The sequence below is a fragment of the Streptomyces sp. NBC_00250 genome (genome assembly GCF_036192275.1).
Classification (GTDB): domain Bacteria; phylum Actinomycetota; class Actinomycetes; order Streptomycetales; family Streptomycetaceae; genus Streptomyces.
This window is the reverse complement of record NZ_CP108088.1, coordinates 9,057,542-9,074,393: the sequence shown is the minus strand read 5'-3', so window position 1 is coordinate 9,074,393 and position 16,852 is coordinate 9,057,542. Positions and strand designations below refer to the sequence as shown.

Sequence of the window (16,852 nt, the reverse complement as noted above, 5' to 3'; positions counted from 1 at the left end):
GCCCTGCAAATCAGCGCCCGGCCCACCCACCTCGCTGCGGTTGCAGCCGTTCGGCCGGTGATGCGTGAACCGCGAGCCCCTTCTCGGTGTCGATCATCGCCATCCAGGACGCCAGGACACCAGCTTGCTCGTTCTCGACGATCAGCGGCACGGACGGCCGCGTACGGACGACGGCGCCGACGACGGCGTACGGACCGCTGTGTACGGAGCGCCGTGTGCGGACCGTCGCGGACTCCTCTCGCCCTCGCGCGGCTGACGCGGAGCAGGCATGGGGCGAGCTCCAGGGCCCATCCGTTGTGCGGCAGAAACGGCCGTCCGTGAGTACGCGGAGTCGTTCACGTCCCCCTGGAATCAGACTTCTCTCGCGCGCGAGGCGGCCTATCACCTGAGTCTGCTGAGGTGGGCGGCGACGCTCCTGCCCCCTGCCGATGCGGCGCGTGTCGGCGATGAGCTCGATGCGACAGGACTCGCCTCCGCGGCCGTGCCCTTTCTTCCGGTCGTTCGCGATGACGACGGCGAGCGTGGCGCGATGCCGTCCGCGGAGCTTGTCGTCGCCCTGCGCGGCGCGCTGACGGTGCCGGACTGTGACGCGTTGCTCGACGCCGGGCCGTTCGATGGGGAGGCGATTGCCGTCGAGCACGGGAGCCCTTCGGCTCCGTGGCGTCGCGTGGCCTGATAGCCCGCCGGGACTGTCCCGACGGGCTGACCCTGGCGCTGCTCTCGCCCTGGCGGCGGGAGGTCGCCGACCGCCTCGCGGCCCGGCAGAAGGACCGGCCGGCCAAGCAGCGGCCGATCGACATGCTCCGGGAGCAGCGGTGGGATGGCCCACCGCCCCCGCCTCCTCCGTACGAGCTGCCCGATCCCGTCCGCGCTCTGCTTCTGCCGCATCTGTCCTGGCTGCGGACCCCGCTGCTACGTCTGCTGCTGACCACGGACAGGACGAGCGAGGTGATGTGTGCGACGACTCGGCTCGACCGGCTCCTCGCAGCCGTCGATAACGGTGACCGGAGCCACACCGAGAAGGGTCTGGCGTTCTGGGACTCGGTCGGCGCCCAGTTGCGGGCAGCTCTGGGTTCGGATCGGACGGCGTGGGCAGCCGTCGCTGAACGACTTCCCTGGCACAAGGGCAGCCTGCGCGAGCTCATCGACGGGCTCGGCGAGCCGACGCGGTCCCGGTGTCGTCCTCCCGATCTGCGCGTCCTGGTCCAGGCACCGCCGGAGCTCCTCCCCTCCCTCGTCGCCGGCCTCGACGACGAGGCCCTCGCGCGGGGCGCCGAGGCATGCGCTGGACGCCGTGGGATCCGCACGGGACATGCTCTCCTCGCCACCGCCCTGTCGAGACTCGAAGCGGGCGGCGTTCCTCCGCGTCCGCTCTTCGCCCGTTGGGCGCGCGACGGCCTGTACTCCTGGAACGGTGAGATCGCGGGGGCCGGGTGGTTGTACGGACTGGATGGTGCGCTGGACGAACAGCTCGACCGTCGCGCCCTCACGGACGCGGGCCTGCGCCGCCTCAACTCCGCCCGACTGCCGCAGCAGCCCCGGGCCGAGGACCTGGCGACCTGGCTGCGCGCGCACCCCGGCCCCCTCCAGGCGCAGCTCTCGCTCGACAGCGAGGGCGGCGGGAGCACGCCATGGGACGAACTCGTCGAGGCGCACAACACCCTGCCGCTGCCGAACTCGGTGCTGTGGGTTCTTGCCGCCCGGCCCGGCTGTCCCGCTGCCTTGCTCCAGGTGCTGTCGGGGGAAGGACGGCACCATCACCTGAGTGACTTGGCGAGCCAGGGCCCCGAGTGCGCCCGCATCGCCCTCACCCGTCTTTCGGAGTCCGCCCCCGTCTCCCATCACACCTCTGCCGGCACGTCCCGGCCGACGATCCACGCGGTCCGTTCCGCCCGGTTCCTCGACGACCGCACGACCCTGGCGACCGCGCGACCCGCCACCGCGGCCCTGCTCTACGGGCGGGACCTGCCTGCCGGCGCTCCGGACGGGGACGCGTGGAGCCGGCTCTGCGGTGAACACCTCACATCCGCATCACGCCGCTTCGGCCCCGGCTTCTGGCAGCTCCTCGCCCGGCGGCTGCCCACCTTCGAGGGCACGCTGCCCGAACTTCTCGCACCGGCACCGGGCGACGCCACCATCTCCGCGCTCCACGCCTACGCTCAGGATGATCCCGAGCCGGCCGGGGCGAGCCGCCTCTGCGCGCTCCTCGACCGGCACGAGTCCCAGGTACGCGCCGCCGTCGCCCACCTGTACGACGACGCACAGACTCCCCCGGCGCCCGGAGTCACCGACCGTCGGGCCGCCTCGGGATGGCTGGACGCCGAGTTGACCACCCTGCTCGCCCTCGCCCGAGCCGCGACCACCGTGCGCCCCGAGTTCACGGTCTCCCTGCCGGCGCTCCCCTCCCCCTACCTGGACTCGCCGGACCGCATCGCCGAGCTGATCCCGCTGACCGCACTCGCGCAACGGGCCGCGGCCAGGATCGGAGACCGGCACGGCGAGGCCGTGGCCTGGGCCACCGCAGGCCTGGCCATGAGCAGAATACGACGGTACGAAGAGGCCACGGCCGTCCTGGAACGCGCTCGTGCTCTCATCGGCACGTCGAGCGACCTCGAACGGCAAGCCCGCATCAACCACCACCTGGGCCGTGCTCTGAGGAGTCTGTGCCGCGGCCGAAAAGCCGCCGTCGCCTTCCGCGAGGCCGTCGCGCTCTTCGAGAGGACCGGACACGAGCAGGAGCTCCGCGAGGCGGCCTCCGATCTGACACGACTCACCGAACGGATGGCCTCCCGCCCGCCAGGCTGAGCCAGGAGGACGCCGGTCACCGGGCACTCGAACGTACCCCGTCGACCAGCGGGCACACCCGCTCGGTTCCTGTGACGGGCAGTTGTGGCTGTCATGTCCCCCGTGCACTTCGGGGTGGGCCGTCGCATGACACCGCGACGGCCCGTCGAACGAGGTGCATTCGACCGGCCGTCTCGGAAGACCGAGGCCTGTACTGGGTCGAGCGTGCGGGAGACCGTCAGAGGGCGCAGAGGGCGTCGAGGGCAGCGTTGGTCAGGTTCGCCACTCCGGCCCCCGCAGGGCCGGCCATGTTGTACTGGTTGGTGGCGACGGCGGCCTGGGTGCCGTCCTCACGGGTGAGGACGGCGGTGTAGTAGCCGTAGATGGCGCCGCCCTTCGTCCAGACCTTGCCGCAGTCGCCCGGGCCGTTCACCACTTCGTGGGCGAGCCCGAAGGACAAGTTGGGCTGGTCGGGGTAGGGGACGAGGGTCTTGAGCTGTTCCGTCATCGCCGGGGAGAGCAGGGTGCCGTCGAGCAGCGCTTCGTGGAGAGCCGCCAAGTCGTCCAGGGTGGACACCATCGCACCCGCCGCACCGGAGAACTGGACGTTCAGGGTGGTGACGTCGACGTAGGGGCGCTCGCCCCAGTAGTAGAGGGGAACGGAGTACCCCCGGACGTGGTTGCCGTACAGCTTCGGATCCGACGTCGGGTAACTCGTGCCGGTGAGGCCCAGCCGGTCGATGAGGCGGGTCTGTACCTCGACGGCCGGCTCGTTCCCCGTCACCGACTTGATGATCATCCCGAGCAGGATGAAGTTGGTGTTGCTGTACTTGACACTCGTGCCCGGCGTGAACTGCGGTCCTCGCTGCATGGCCAGCTGCACCAACTGTGCCGGCGGGAAGGGCTTGTTCGGGTTGTTGTACGCGTCCGCGTTGACCCTGTCGAGGTATTCGGGCACGCCTGAGGTGTGGTTCAGCAGCTGGCGGATCTTGATCTTCTTGCCGTCGTTGCCGTTCCCGGTCACCACGCCCGGCAGCCATCGGTCCACGGTGTCGTCGAGTGACAGCGACCCCTGATCGGCCAACATCATGGTGACGGCGCCGATGAACGGCTTGGTGTTGCTCCCGATGCGCACCTGCGCCTTCGGGTCCGTCGGCGTCCGGGTGATCCGGTCGCCGACACCCGCCGACAGGTACCGGCTCGCTCCGTCCTTGCGGAGCAGTGCCGTGGCACCCGGGTACCCGGCAGCGACTGCCGCGTTGAGTCCATCCTGCATCACCTGGTCGGCAGTCCGGGTCGGCGCACTGTGAACCGGCCCGGCAGCCGTGACCGTGAGTGCGGCCGCCACGGCCAGGGCCGCTCCTGCCTTGCGAGTGAGTAACGAATTAGCCATGGGAATCTCCTTGGTCCGCTGTGCAGCCGCTCTTGTAAAGAGGCTTGCTGTGAATGCAATGCAGGGTGAGATGACATGAATCACATTGCCTCGAAAGGCCGCCGCAGTGTCGGACGGGACGGCACCTACCCGGCGAGGCGCCTGCTAGGGCATGAGCGGAAATTCGCCCACACCGAGCGCCCTCCTACTGCGATCCCACGCCGTGGTCGAGCTGTTGACGCAATTCGTACAGGGAGTCAGGGGTTGCGACGCGGACGAAGCGGTCCAGGAGGCGGTCGGTGTGGGCGTCGTCACCGGCGCGTACGGCATCGACGATGCTTGCTATGACGTCGCACACAGGGGGCGGCAGAGGATCTGCCGGTGTATCCCTGCGGGCACCTGGATCAGGGGTGTTCATTCTTGCTCCCGCGCATGGGGCCACTGCTCTTGGTCGTGTCCGTCCATGCCCCAAAGTCCCTCATCTCTTCGCCGGTTCGGCGGGGCGCTGACGCCGGATCTGTCGGGTCCCGGTCGCTGCTCGTACGTGCCGGGCGATAATTGGTGCGGCTCCTGACTGCACGGCTCTCACGGGCCTGACAGACTCTGTCGTGGCACGCTGCATTTCTGATGAAGTCCCGTTGAAGCAATGGGGCTTCTGCGGCGGGCAGGCACTGGACGCACGGGGCATGAGGATTCGGCGTGAGCGTGAATTCATCGGATATGGGTACTGCCGATGCCGGGGGTGATCTGCAGATCGATCTGCTCGGGCCGGTCCGGGCCGGCCGCGCCGGCGCGCCGCTGGTGCTGGGCCCGGCACGACGGCAGGCGGTGCTCGCCGCTCTGGTCCTGCGCTCGCCCGACTTTGTGACCTACCAGCAGCTCCTGGACGACGTCTGGGGGGCCACTCCCCCGGGCACCGGACACCGGGTCCTGCCGAGCTATGTCTACGCGCTGCGCAAGACTCTGGACGAGCCGGGCACTGAAGGGGGCCGGTCAGTCATCCGTGGGCAGCGCGGCGGCTATCGCCTCATGCCCAGCGGGGTCCGGACCGACACTGCCGAGCTCGCCAGGGAGGCCGGGAACGCCCAGCGGGCAAAGGCCGCCGGCGACCTGGATGCCGCACTCGATCACGGCAGCAGGGCCCTCGATCTGTTCCGCGGGGAGCCTCTGCCCGGTCTGCCAGGTCCGCTCGCTGTTGCCGAACGGCAACGTCTGGTCCGGCAACGGCGCGTGCTGCTCCAGGACCGGGCGGAATGCCTGGTGTTGCTCGGCAACTACCCGGCTGCCTTGGACACCCTCCTGTCGACGCCCCTCTCACAGCCGCACGATGAGCCGCTCGCCGCCCTGCGCATGCGTGCGCTCTACGGCAGCGACCGCCAGGCCGAGGCGCTCTCCGTCTACTCCGAGACACGCCGCCGGCTCATCGACGAGCTGGGCGTAGAACCCGGCGAGGAGCTGCGCCGCATACACCAGGCCGTCCTGCGCCGGGACGATCTGCCGTTGCTCGGCCGAACCGTCCGCCCGCGCCCGGCCGCAGCCTTCGACCCCGAAGGAAACGGGCCCCAGGACCCCTCGCCCGGGCACTCGGCCTCCGGTGGCCGAGACGGCCTCCCCAGCGGAACCGACCAGCCTCACGACCCCGCCGGGTCCGATCGCACCGACCTCCCCGGCCGGGCTCGTCCTTGGCCCCGTCGCAACGAACTTCCCGGCGACATCGCCTGCCTGGTCGGGCGCGAAGAAGAGCTCGCTCTCCTCACCACCCCCGTGTCGCCGGACGCGGTCTCCGTGATGACGGTCGATGGCACGGCGGGCGTGGGCAAGACCGCCTTGGTGGTGCGTGCCGCCTGGACTCTCGGAGACGCCCACCCCGACGGGTGTCTCTTCGTCGACCTGCACGCCCACGGCGCCGCCCACGAGAACGTCACCCCGCAGCGGGCCCTGCGCCGGATGCTCCGTGCGGTTCGCGGCGAGGACGACGTGCTCCCGGAACTTGCGAACGGGCCTCACGGACCCGACGACGCCGACGACGCCACAGACGTCCTGGCAGATCTCGTCACAGCCTGGCGCGCCGCCACGAGTGGCCTGCGGCTGCTGCTGGTCGTGGACAACGCACGCAGCGCCGAGCAGGTCCGCCCGCTGCTGCCGGCCGGACCGGGCAGTCGGGTCCTGGTCGTCGGCCGTCAGCGGCTGACCGGCCTCGACGCCGACCTGCGGCTCACGCTGGAGCCGCTGGGTACGGGTGCTGCCGTCGGACTGCTCCGCGAGCTCGTCGGGGGGTTGCGGACCGTCGGGGAGCCTGAGGCGGCGCGTGAACTTGCCCGGCGGTGTGGCGGCCTGCCCTTGGCACTGCGGATCGCGAGCGCCAGGCTGCAGAGCCGCCCGTCCTGGACCCTGGCCTTTCTCGCCCGCCGGATGTCCGACGACGCGCACGGCCTCGCGGAGCTGCGGGCCGAGGACCGCAGCGTTGAGGCCGCATTCCGGGTCTCATACGACCAGCTCGGCCCGGAACTGCAGCGTGGGTTTCGCGCGTTGGGAACCAATCCCACGGCCCGCTTCGACCGGCTCACACTCGCCTGGATGCTGGGCAGCTCTCGCGAAGAGGCAGAGGATGTCCTGGAGGATCTGGTCGACGCCAGCCTGTTGCAGCAGCCGCATCCTGGCCAGTACGGGCTGCACGATCTCGTCAAGGCGCATGCGCGGCGCGTGGCCGGCGAGGCCCCAGAAGAAGCTGCCGAAGATCGCGACGCCGTGCTGCACCTCTACACCGCGGCGGGCCGCATGGCCAGCGACTGGGGGCCCGGCAGCTTTCCCGCACTCGCCACCGGTGCGGCCGTCCCCAGCTCGACCACTGCCCGTTCCCCCTTCGCCGGGTGGCGGGAGGCGTCGGTATGGCTGAGCTCGATGGGTGGCGAGCTCGTCGATGTCGTGGCCTTCGCAGCCGCCGGCGGCCACGCCGACCACGCGTGTCTGCTCGCAGAAGCCCTCGTCGACCACCTGGCCGGACACGGTCACCACCACGAGTGCCGTACTGCCCTGGAGCTCGCCCTGGCGTGCGCGGATGCCGCCACCGATCGGCGGATGCCCGCAGCGCTGCGCAACTGCATGGGTGTCCTCGATGTCTACCAGGGACGGTTTCGGCAGGCTGGAGCATGGTTCGCTGAGGCGCTGCTCTACAGCCGCGCAGGGGGCGACGTGCGAGAAGAGGCCCGCGCAATCGCCGGGACGGGCGTCGTACTGGGGCAACTGGGAGACACTGAGAAGGCGCTCTCCGGCCTGGAAAAGGCACTAAGGCTGGCATCCGGCCTTGCCGACGACTGGCTGACGGGGGTGTCCCACTGCAACATCGGCTCCCTCCATCACCAGCTGGGACGGCACGAAGAAGCGCTCTGGCACTACAGCACTGCCCTGGCACTCGCGGAGAAGAACGGCCGCCCCAGGACGATCAGCAGCACCCTGTGCTTCGTGGCCGAGATCGAGCTGGCCCTCGGCCGGTACGAGGCGGCCACGAACCTGCTGAGGCGGGCCGCCGCGCTGGCCGACGAGGTCGAGAACCTGCCGCTGCGCGCGGCGACCCTGTCACGGCTGGCTGCCGCGGAGCACACCCGAGGTGACCTGCGCTCGGCCGTCGATCTCCACCATGAGGCGCTGTCGGCGCTCACCCCGCACACGAGCACATGGCTGGAGATGGGGGTTCGCATCCGGCTCGGCAGCACCTACGCGGCAATGGGCCGCCACACCGATGCACAGCAGGAGTTCCGGGCCGCTCTGGCCCTGCCCGGAGCCGACGACCATGCTCGCGAATTCGGGATGGCACGTCAGGGACTGGAAGCCACAGACGCCGTCCGGCGACACCACCGGCCGGACTCCTGACCTGAAGATTCCAAGAGACGACGTGGCGCGACACGAGCAGTGACCGATCGTCAGCCAGACCCGTGAACCCCCTGCCAGGCACAGCAAGGCTGTGACCCTGCGATTCATGCTCCCTGCAGTCCGATTTCAGTGCCAAAACCTCGATTCCGAACTCCCGGTCTTCTGGACCGTGGCCAAGAGACTGCACGAAGCCCGGTGTGCTGAGACCGTTCCACCAGCGGGAGCGGGCGACGCTCGTACAGCCGTAGACGCAGAATCGGACCCGCCTCTCGCGGCAACACGCTGTGGAGCACCGGCGCCCCCGCCCCCTACGGCGGCGGGGGGGGCTACCAGCGAGAGATCAACCGCATGCGGCGGGTCATCGACAACGTTGGGGTGCTCGTCGAAGTCGACCGCGTCGATGTCAGGGGGCGAAGGAGAGCATGCGGGGCTCGTGCTGGGCGTCGTTGCCGCTCAGACCGGCGGGCGTGATCACGAGCCGGTCACCCACGTAGGCGTTCTCACCGACGGTCCCCATCCCGAACTCCACCTTCGCGGTGGATGCGGGGAGCTGCAGCACGTCCTTGATCGTGTCCACGCCGCCGGGACCGATCCGGAAGACCCGCCCGGGGGCCTGGAGTGTGCCCACCTGGTAGACGATCCCCGTCCTGCCCGGTCCGACGCGCAAGGGGTAGTAGCCGTACGAGGTCTCCTCGGCCTTCACGCCCCAGACCAGCTTCCCGGTGCCGAGGTCGTAGGCACCGACGCGGTCGGTGCCGCCGAGGAGCACGAGGCCTCCGCCGACGACGGCCTCCCGGCAGGCCTGGGCGTTGTCACTGGTGTCGATGGTGTCTCCGCAGTGCTTGAACCCCTTCGGCCGGGGATCGATGCTCCTGCGGACCTTGCCGTCAGGACCGAGGGCGACGACCCTCCAGTCCTCGGCATGGGTCTCCCGGTGCGCGGTAGTGATCACGGCCGGTGAGACGGAGAGCACCTGGCCGATCCTCCGGCCCGGCTCCGTCCGGTGGCGCCAGCGGACCTTGCCCGTGGCCGGGTCGATCTCCCGGACCTGGTCGTACGCCTTCTCCATCGAGGTGATCGCGCAGTCGGCGAGCACCAGGAGCCGGCTGCCGCCGGCCACCCTGCCGGGGTAGCACTTCCCGGGGTCCTCCATGGGGATGTCGTACAGCTTCTTTCCGTCGGCGACCTTGTACGCGGCGGCCTTCATGCTCTGCACGATCACGACAGTCCCCCCGCTGATCGCGCTGTCCACGATGATCGTGCCGTCCCCCGCACCGGTCTCGGTCAGCTGCTGGTGCCAGCCCGCCCTGCCGGTGCGCAGGTCGATCATCTGGAGCTGGTTGCACCGGGTCCCGGTCCAGCCTTCGACGTTCTGCAGGACGATGACGACCTTGCCGTCGGGGGTCGCATTGACCGGGGTCTCGCAGACGGGGGTCGGGAGATCGACGCTCCACAGCTGGGCGCCGTCGCTGAGCCGGTGGGCGACGACCCTCTTGTAGACGGCCTGGACGGCGGTGTCGCCGATGATCCAGAGGTCCTCGGTCGGGATGTTCCGGCGGGGCAGGTCGGTGCGGTCGTCGACGATCCAGGCGGCGGCCTCGCCGGCCCGGCGCTGCCGCGCGATCTCCGCGGTGGTGGGGACGCGGGAGGGCGTCGGGGTGGGGCGTGCGCTCGCCTTCGGCGGCGCCGTGGCCGATGGAGCGCCGCTCTCTGCTCCGGCGTGGTCCGCCCGGGCACTGTCCGCTCCGGAACGCTCGACGAGGACGTACGTGCCGGCACCGAAGAGCAGCAGCAGCGCGAGGACCGCGGCAACCAGCGGCCAACGGCGGCGGGGTGGGCGGGGCGGTGGCGGGCCGTACCCGTCGGGGGCGTACGGATTGTCCGGCACAGGCCAAGGCGGCGGGCGGTGTCTGTACCAGGGCTCGTGCGACTGCGACATGCGGTTTCCCTTTACGAAAAGGCGGGCGGCCTCCCCGTGGTGCTGGGCTACGGGGAGTGGTCTGAGCAATGGCTAGTGCGGTCTGCTCCGCCTGGGAAGCACGGGTTGTCCGCTGCGGCGGGTCGGCGAAGGACCGGATGTTCTGCTGGTCTGAGACACAGTGACTGACCTTCCTCAATGGCAGGTTCGACCGTTGGGCGAACCTCACTGGGGTGTCCATGACGGGCTGGCGAGGCGCCCTGGGGCGCACCCGAGGCTTCGGTGCCGAGTCGGGTTGCCGGGGGCCGGTCCTCCACTGCGCTCGCACGGGCCGGGGAAGGCACTGAGACCTGACTACGCAAGGCCGCCTACAGGCCTGACGGACTCTGGTGCAACGTGCTGCTCTTTCGATGAACTCCTGTTGAAAGGCTGCAGCTGAGGGACGGCGACGGCCCGGCATGAGAGCAGCTGGCGGTATACGGGGAGAATCCAGAGGAGCGGACGGCCGCGCGCTGCTACGGTCGGGCGCCATGAGCTGGCTTCCCGATGACTTCGTCCATCCCGTCCTGGTACCGCTGCCGGGCGGTGGCCATCACTTGCGGCCGATCCGGGAGGCAGACACCCCGCTCGACTATCCGGCTGTGATGGGTTCGCGCGAGCGGCTGTGGACCATCTTCGGCCCGGCCTGGGGCTGGCCCGCGGCCACCATGACCTACGAGGCCGACCAGGCCGACCTGTTGCGGCACGAGAAGGAGATCGCCGCACACCAGTCCTTCAACTACGCGCTGTTCGACGCGGCGGAGACAGCTCTGCTCGGCTGTGTCTACATCGACCCACCGGAGAGGGCCGGCGCGGACGGCGAGATCTCCTGGTGGGTGGTGGACGAGCTGGTGGACAGCAAGGTCGAGCAGGCCCTCGACGAGCTGGTGCCGCAGTGGATCGCCGCCGACTGGCCGTTCGAGCAGCCGCGCTTCCTCGGCCGCGAGATCTCCTGGTCGGACTGGCTCGCCCTGCCGGAGTATCCCGAGACGTAAGTGGTTGTTGCCCGTATCGATCTCGAAGGCTGTCGATCGAACGGGAGCCTTGATCGGGTGACTGCGGACCGAGTGCGCCGGTATCCGTCGGACATGACGGACCGGGAGTGGGCGGCCGTCCGGCCGTTGCTGCCGGTACCGGCCTGGTTCCAGGGGCGGGGTGGATGGCCCGAGGGCTACTGCCACCGGCAGCTGTTGGACGCGATCCGCTACCTGGTCGCGGGCGGGATCTCATGGCAGGCGATGCCCGCGGACTTCCCCGCATGGGCCCGGTCTACGCCTCCTTCCGCCACTGGCGCGAGCACGGGCTGATCGCCGAGTTCCACGACCGGCTGCGCGAGACGGTCCGTGAGCGCGAGGGCCGCGAGGCCGAGCCCACTGCGGGGATCATCGACGCGGAGTCGGTGCGGGCCGCCGCGACGGTGCCGGCCGCCTCACGCGGCTACGCCGGCGGTAGGAAGGTGCCGAGCCGCAAGCGGCACATCGTGACCGACACCCTCGGCCTGCTCCTGGCCCTCGCGGTCACGGCTGCGAACATCGGCGACCGGGACGCCGCGGCGGGCCTGCCGATGCAGCTGCGCCGCCTGCACCGCGACATCACCCTCCTGTGGGCCGACGGCGGCTACACCGGCTCCCTCGTCGCCTGGTGCCTGGATCAACTCGCCTTGACCTTGGAGATCGTCAAGCGCACCGACGACATGGCAGGGTTCGTGGTGCTGCCGAGGCGGTGAGTGGCAGAGCGCACGTTCGCGTGGTTGATGAACTCCCGCCGTCTGGCCCGGGACTACGAGACCCTGCCCGCCACCAGCGAGGCGACGATCCGGTGGTCGATGGTCACCGCGATCACCCGCCGGTCCAGCTCGATCTCGGCGGACTCCAACACCTCAGCCAACCGGGCGACTTCCTCCCGTAGCCCTTCCACCCGCACACGGGCCGCTGTCTCCCGCTCCTCCAGCATTCCCAGCACTGACGCCATCGCGCACCCCTCGCCCACGGAGCGGAAACAAGACGCCGGATGTCTCTCTCATTCCGAGCTACACCATGCCTGACCAGCAGAAATCAACGGATCACGTTCGGTTGAGATACGGCTTCCTATCTCAGTTGGTGAGTCTGTGCGATGATTCGGCGGCCAGTGGGAGGTCATGGGCGGGGGCGAAGGTCGATGGAGTACGTCAATCTCGATGCGCAGATCGGCGACCTGTCAGGGGTCTTGGACCCGGCTCGCTACCTGAGCCACCTACCCTCGATCTCCGGTGACCTGCCGCCGGGCGCCCGGGCTTTCGCCACTGACCCGGACCACTACGACTTCCGCAGCAGGCGATGTATGAAGGACCTGACGCTTCGGGCCGTCCGGGGTGCCGGCGGTGAGGAGATGGAGGTCGAGTTCCAGCACAACTGCTGGAAGCACGACCAAGACCTGCTGATCCGCTACGCGGGAGTGTCCGGCTTCATCATCGATCCCGTCGACGAGGACCGAGGGACGGACCTCGGGGCTGTGATTCTCGACGAGATCCTGCCGCACAGGGACGGCTGCAGCCACGAGATCGCCTGCTGGGACGGCACACTCACCATTGTCTGCCGTGACCTCCAGGCGACTTGGACCGAGACCATCTGCTCAAGCAAGGCGTAGGCGCGCTACAGGTCGTGGGGATTGTTGAGCGGCTGGTGCCGGATGAGCTGTGGAGACTGTTCCAGCGGGTGGTGCCGGAGGCGCCGTCTCGGCCCCAGGGCGGTGGTCGGCGTCGGCGTGGCGACCGGGAGGTGCTGGCGGCGATCGTGTTCGTGACCACGTCGGGCTGCACGTGGCGGCAACTACCGACAGCGTCTTTCGGGCATCACCCACCGCATCGCCCGCAAAGGAATCGAGTCCTCACAGCGGCGGGGCCGCCACCGCTGGACCATCGAACGCACCATTGCCTGGCTCGCCGGCTGCCGCCGCCTCCACCGACGCTACGAACGCAAGCTGACCACTTCCTCGCCTTCACCAGCATCGCCTGCACTCTCCTCAGCTGCCGCAGGTTCACCGAATGAGATGACGTCTCAACACGAACAGCACTCCGCCCCCGGCCGTACGGCCGGGGGCTGTGTGCTTCCTGGAGGAGTTCACCGTGCCCACGTACGAGGACCTGCCCAGCTTCAACGCCGACATGGACCGCCACACCGCGGAACAGCGACGCCGCTTCCGACAGACCGTGGCGGCCTTCGTCGACGACCTGCGCACCGGCCGCTTCCGCGCCGGTCTCCGCGTTGAGCGCGTCCAGCCCGTCCAGCGCGTCCAGCGCGGGAGTACGGGCCCGAGCGCCGCCCGGCGTGTTGACTGGACTGACTTGTGCGAATTCTCAGGTCAGAGATTGGTCGCTGCTGGGCGAAGGAGCCACGTAAGTGGCATGCTGCGCCCGGTCACGGTCGGCCTGGGTTCGCCGAGAGGTTGCGGTACTCCGCTGCCGCACCGAGGCAGCTACCGCAGTGCGGTCGGGTGCACGTGCTTCCAAGCCTCGCGGATGCCATGGAGCAGCTCACGTTGTTCCTCGATCCAACCGCGGTTCACTTCCATGCTGATGGCCACCCGGGTCGTCTGCTGGTCGGCGACCGTGACAGTGATCTGGTCCTGGTCGTCTTCCCTGTCCACGAGCTGGATGCCGATCTCGGCTACGCGGGCGTGCTCGCGCCACACCGCGTCTCGGCCGGCCTCGACCTCGTCCAGCACGTGCTCCCAGGGAGCGAGGTCGTACGGCTCGACGTAGGTGCGAGTGAGTCCGGCCACGAAGTCGTTGTGCACGATCAGCTCGCCGCTGGTGTCCGGAATGCCGGACGCTCCGGATTCATCGAGTTCAATGGCCACGCTGCCGCCGTACTTGCCAGTGATCCGCAGCAAAGTGAACCGCTCACGATCTTCCATGTCCCGCCCCAGGGTGTTGGCTACCCAGCTTTTTTGCCGTGCAGCGTACAGGTGCTGCGGTCGGGTGACGGCGCGAGGCCGCAGAAGCTGCTTTGGGCTGGAGCGGCCAAGGAGCATCGCGTCCTGTGCCGACCGCGGTGATCCTTCCGTCGGCGTCATAGGCGAATGCCTGCGCCCACGGCCGGTCGCGGTCGAGCCTGTAGACCTCGGCGTTCACGACGACCGTAGCCCGCGTCCCGTCGGCCGTCGCGCTCGTCCTTCCGGCGTACGACGACAAGGCTGTCACCAGCAGGGAGGCCACCAGTGCGGAGGCCAGGCGGCGTGGTTACACAGCGCTGAGCCTACGGCGGTGGCCGCGTCGCGGCCCGGTGTGGCAGGTCGACGCGGACGGTGATGCCCCCGCCGGGGCGTGGGACGGCGGTGATCGTCCCGTCGTGGGAGAGCGTGATGGCGCGGACCACGGCGAGGCCGAGCCCGACACCGTTGCCGGGGCGTCCTTGGCCGCGCCGGAACGGTTCGAACAGCGGGGGGATGTCCCGCTGCTCCAGGACCGGCCCGCTGTTGGCGGCCTCGAGGAACGCGCGCCCGGCCACGATGCCGGTCGTGATCGTCGCCGTACCTCCGGGGTGGTTGTGCCGCACTGCGTTGGCCATCAGGTTCACGGCCACTTGGGCCAGCAGTGCGGGGTCGCCGGCGACGGGGGCCGGGGCGAGCGCCGTGGTGACGCGGACGCCGGCGGCTCGCGTCTCCTCGGCCAGGTCCCGCACTGCGTCTCGCGCGGCGTCCGCGAGGTCGACCGGATGCCGCACCTGGGTGCCGCTCTCACCGCGGGCCAGGGTCAGCAGGGACGTGATCAGGCGCTCGGTGCGGGCGTTGGCGTCCAGGGCACTCTGGAGGGCGGGTTTCAGGTCGTCGGGGACGCGCCCCTGGGCCAGTGGGATCTCCAGCGCGGTGCGCTGGAGGGTGAGGGGGGTGCGCAGCTCGTGCGAGGCGTGGGCTGTGAACTGCCGCTGCGCGTCGAAGCTGCGGTCGAGCCGGTCGAGCATGGCATCGAAAGTGTCGCCGAGTTCGCGGACCTCGTCGTGGGGGCCGGTGAGGGCGAGTCGTTCGTCGAGGCTGCTGCCGGTACTGATGCGGCGGGCCGCCGAGGTCACCTGGTTGAGGCGGTGCAGCGAGCGGCGGGTCGCCCACCACGCGAGCAGCGCGGCGAGTGCGGTGAGGACGAGCAGCAACAGCAGCGATCGCGTCAGGACCTGTGTGAGGACCTGGTCCTGGAAGTCCTCGAATCCCTCGGCAGGGGTGACGGGCGCCGCCGGGGCCACGCTGGGTGCCGGCAGGGTTGGGTCGGTAGGCAGAGGGGCTGCGGTGGTGTCCGGCACGGCGGGATCGACCGGTTGCACGGGCACGGTCGCTACGGCGGGGACGACGAGGTAGCGGTTGTCCTCGATGAGTTGCCGGGCACTGAGCCAGTTGAGGAGGACCAGCCCGCTGCCGAGGATCAGGAAGACCAGCGTGGTCACCAGGGTCAGGCGCCCGCGCAGGGGCAGCCGGTGCGGAAACGCGAGGCGTGCGGCCGTGCGCCCCGGCTTCGGCCCCGTCACAGCCGGTATCCGTAGCCGGGGGTGTGGCTGATCAGCCGGGGCTCGCCGAGTTTGCGGCGCAGGGCGTGCACAGTGACCCGGATCGCGGTGGTGGCGGGGTCCAACGCCGCATCCCAGAGCCGGTCCTTGAGCTCATCGGCGGTGACGGGGGCGCCGTCCGCGGCCAGCAGGATCTCCAGTACACCCATTTCCCTGGGGGTCAGTTTGAGCGGGCGCCCGTCGCGCTCCGCGACGCGGCGGACGGTGTCCAGATTGACTCCATGACGGCTGAGCACCGTGGCGGAGCTGCCTGGGGCGACGCGGCGGGCCAGTGCGCGCAGCCGGGCGACCAGCTCCAGGTAGGAGAAGGGCTTGGACATGTAGTCGTCGGCGCCCTGGCCGAGGCCGTCGACCAGGTCGGTCAGGGCTCCGGCGGCGGTGAGCATGAGGATTCTCGCCGGGTATCCGGCCGCGTTCAGCGCCCGGCAGACGGCGTCGCCGCTCAGCTGGGGCAGGTCCCGGTCAAGTACGAGCACGTCGTACTCGGCGGCGGCCGTCATCTCCAGCGCCCGAACACCGTCGTGTGCAACGTCGCAGGTCATCCCCTCACCGCGCAGGCCCTCCGCGAGCATCGCGGCCAGTTCTTCCTCGTCCTCGACGATGAGCACACGCATGTCGTCCTTGCTCCGCCTCTCCGGTCAGCTGACGTCGGGTATTGAGCCCCGACCCGGTCCAGGATGCCGCCGGGTGCGTTAGCCAGGGGTTAGGCAGATGATCACGCGTGTCTCACCGGTGGCTGCGTAGAACGGTTTCGACGCCGTGGTCGAGATCGGCGTCATCGTCGAGATCAGCGAGGAGCAGAAACATGTGCGAGCGCATCGGGCGGACGCTCATAGCGGCGGCCGCCGTGGTCGCGACCCTGGTGATGAGCGGTTGCTCCGCCTCCCCGGACGAGGCCCCCAAGGTCGCCGGAGACGACGGGTCGGGCGGCGGCAAGCCGCAGGACGACGCCGCGATCAAGCAGTCCTGGGTGAGCTGTATGCACGCCCAGGGGCAGACCCAGGTCTTGATCGACAAGGAGGGCAATATCTCCGTCCCCGCGACGGGCACCGGTTCCGCCCCCGTCGGCGGATACGACGCGGCAGCCAAGGTCTGCGACGAGAAGAACCCCGGCATCCACCAGGTCCAGGAGAAGAACACCAAGAAGTTCGTCGACATGGCGCGCGCCTTCGTCGCGTGCGGCAGGAAGAACGGCTATCCGGACATGCCCGACCCCGACCCGAAGGACGGCATCCTCGTCTTCACCAACCAGTCCTTCGACCCGGCCAAGTGGGACGCCATCCAGCCCGCTTGCAGCAAGCTGCCCATGCCCGGCTACCGGATCGGCCAGTGACC

Annotated in this window: 15 protein-coding genes and 2 pseudogenes; 10 read left to right on the top strand and 7 right to left on the bottom strand. The window is 69.8% G+C overall.

Features of this window, described 5'->3' with window-relative positions:
- Positions 1-10: 10 nt before the first annotated feature.
- Positions 11-151 (bottom strand): hypothetical protein, encoded by a 141-nt coding sequence (locus OG259_RS40860; RefSeq protein WP_328946890.1) that lies wholly within the window; start codon positions 149-151, stop codon positions 11-13.
- A 117-nt stretch (positions 152-268) separates the two neighbouring features.
- Between OG259_RS40860 and OG259_RS40855 the strand changes: the two genes are divergently transcribed.
- Positions 269-676 carry a hypothetical protein gene (locus OG259_RS40855; protein ID WP_328946889.1) on the top strand — a complete coding sequence of 136 codons (408 nt, stop codon included), beginning with the start codon at positions 269-271 and terminating at the stop codon, positions 674-676.
- On the top strand, positions 658-2,805 hold the full coding sequence (locus OG259_RS40850) for a hypothetical protein (protein WP_328946888.1): 2,148 nt from the start codon (positions 658-660) through the stop codon (positions 2,803-2,805). The genes OG259_RS40855 and OG259_RS40850 overlap by 19 nt, the downstream gene beginning before the upstream one ends.
- A gap of 217 nt (positions 2,806-3,022) precedes the next feature.
- Here the strand turns inward: OG259_RS40850 and OG259_RS40845 are convergent, their stop codons facing one another.
- Positions 3,023-4,177, bottom strand: coding sequence for a serine hydrolase domain-containing protein (locus OG259_RS40845; protein ID WP_328946887.1), 1,155 nt, complete (start codon positions 4,175-4,177; stop codon positions 3,023-3,025).
- 678 nt (positions 4,178-4,855) lie between these two features.
- Here OG259_RS40845 and OG259_RS40840 point away from each other — a divergent pair.
- On the top strand, positions 4,856-8,026 hold the full coding sequence (locus OG259_RS40840) for an AfsR/SARP family transcriptional regulator (RefSeq protein WP_328946886.1): 3,171 nt from the start codon (positions 4,856-4,858) through the stop codon (positions 8,024-8,026).
- 403 nt (positions 8,027-8,429) lie between these two features.
- On the opposite strand, the gene OG259_RS40835 is transcribed toward OG259_RS40840, so the two are convergent.
- A complete protein-coding gene (locus tag OG259_RS40835) occupies positions 8,430-9,914 on the bottom strand; it encodes an outer membrane protein assembly factor BamB family protein (protein ID WP_328946885.1) in 1,485 nt (494 codons plus the stop codon).
- Between the two features lie 560 nt (positions 9,915-10,474).
- Between OG259_RS40835 and OG259_RS40830 the strand changes: the two genes are divergently transcribed.
- From OG259_RS40830 to OG259_RS40820, 3 genes are all read left to right on the top strand, one after another.
- Positions 10,475-10,978 carry an N-acetyltransferase gene (locus tag OG259_RS40830; RefSeq protein WP_328946884.1) on the top strand — a complete coding sequence of 168 codons (504 nt, stop codon included), beginning with the start codon at positions 10,475-10,477 and terminating at the stop codon, positions 10,976-10,978.
- 93 nt (positions 10,979-11,071) lie between these two features.
- Entirely contained in the window at positions 11,072-11,290 is a 219-nt protein-coding gene (locus tag OG259_RS40825; RefSeq protein WP_328947327.1) for a transposase, read from the top strand.
- The gene (locus OG259_RS40820; protein ID WP_328946883.1) at positions 11,212-11,709 is read left to right on the top strand and encodes a transposase; all 498 of its coding nucleotides are present in this window, start codon (positions 11,212-11,214) and stop codon (positions 11,707-11,709) included. The genes OG259_RS40825 and OG259_RS40820 overlap by 79 nt, the downstream gene beginning before the upstream one ends.
- Positions 11,710-11,762: 53 nt before the next feature.
- Here the strand turns inward: OG259_RS40820 and OG259_RS40815 are convergent, their stop codons facing one another.
- The gene (locus tag OG259_RS40815; protein ID WP_328946882.1) at positions 11,763-11,954 is read right to left on the bottom strand and encodes a hypothetical protein; all 192 of its coding nucleotides are present in this window, start codon (positions 11,952-11,954) and stop codon (positions 11,763-11,765) included.
- 186 nt (positions 11,955-12,140) lie between these two features.
- Between OG259_RS40815 and OG259_RS40810 the strand changes: the two genes are divergently transcribed.
- The 3 genes and pseudogenes from OG259_RS40810 to OG259_RS40800 all read left to right on the top strand — a co-directional run.
- Positions 12,141-12,608 carry a hypothetical protein gene (locus OG259_RS40810; protein ID WP_328946881.1) on the top strand — a complete coding sequence of 156 codons (468 nt, stop codon included), beginning with the start codon at positions 12,141-12,143 and terminating at the stop codon, positions 12,606-12,608.
- A 14-nt stretch (positions 12,609-12,622) separates the two neighbouring features.
- Positions 12,623-12,757 (top strand): annotated as a pseudogene (locus tag OG259_RS40805) (IS5/IS1182 family transposase); the annotation flags it as partial.
- Between the two features lie 43 nt (positions 12,758-12,800).
- Positions 12,801-13,009, top strand: a pseudogene (locus tag OG259_RS40800) (transposase); the annotation flags it as partial.
- 427 nt (positions 13,010-13,436) lie between these two features.
- Here OG259_RS40800 and OG259_RS40795 read toward each other — a convergent pair.
- The 3 genes from OG259_RS40795 to OG259_RS40785 form a co-directional block, all read right to left on the bottom strand.
- The gene (locus tag OG259_RS40795) at positions 13,437-14,036 is read right to left on the bottom strand and encodes a DUF5959 family protein (protein ID WP_328946880.1); all 600 of its coding nucleotides are present in this window, start codon (positions 14,034-14,036) and stop codon (positions 13,437-13,439) included.
- A gap of 182 nt (positions 14,037-14,218) precedes the next feature.
- The gene (locus tag OG259_RS40790) at positions 14,219-15,478 is read right to left on the bottom strand and encodes a sensor histidine kinase (protein WP_328946879.1); all 1,260 of its coding nucleotides are present in this window, start codon (positions 15,476-15,478) and stop codon (positions 14,219-14,221) included.
- On the bottom strand, positions 15,475-16,131 hold the full coding sequence (locus OG259_RS40785) for a response regulator transcription factor (protein ID WP_328946878.1): 657 nt from the start codon (positions 16,129-16,131) through the stop codon (positions 15,475-15,477). Before OG259_RS40785 ends, OG259_RS40790 begins: the two co-directional genes overlap by 4 nt.
- A 191-nt stretch (positions 16,132-16,322) precedes the next feature.
- Between OG259_RS40785 and OG259_RS40780 the strand changes: the two genes are divergently transcribed.
- Positions 16,323-16,850, top strand: a complete 528-nt coding sequence (locus OG259_RS40780) for a hypothetical protein (RefSeq protein WP_328946877.1) — start codon at positions 16,323-16,325, stop codon at positions 16,848-16,850.
- Positions 16,851-16,852: the final 2 nt, after the last annotated feature.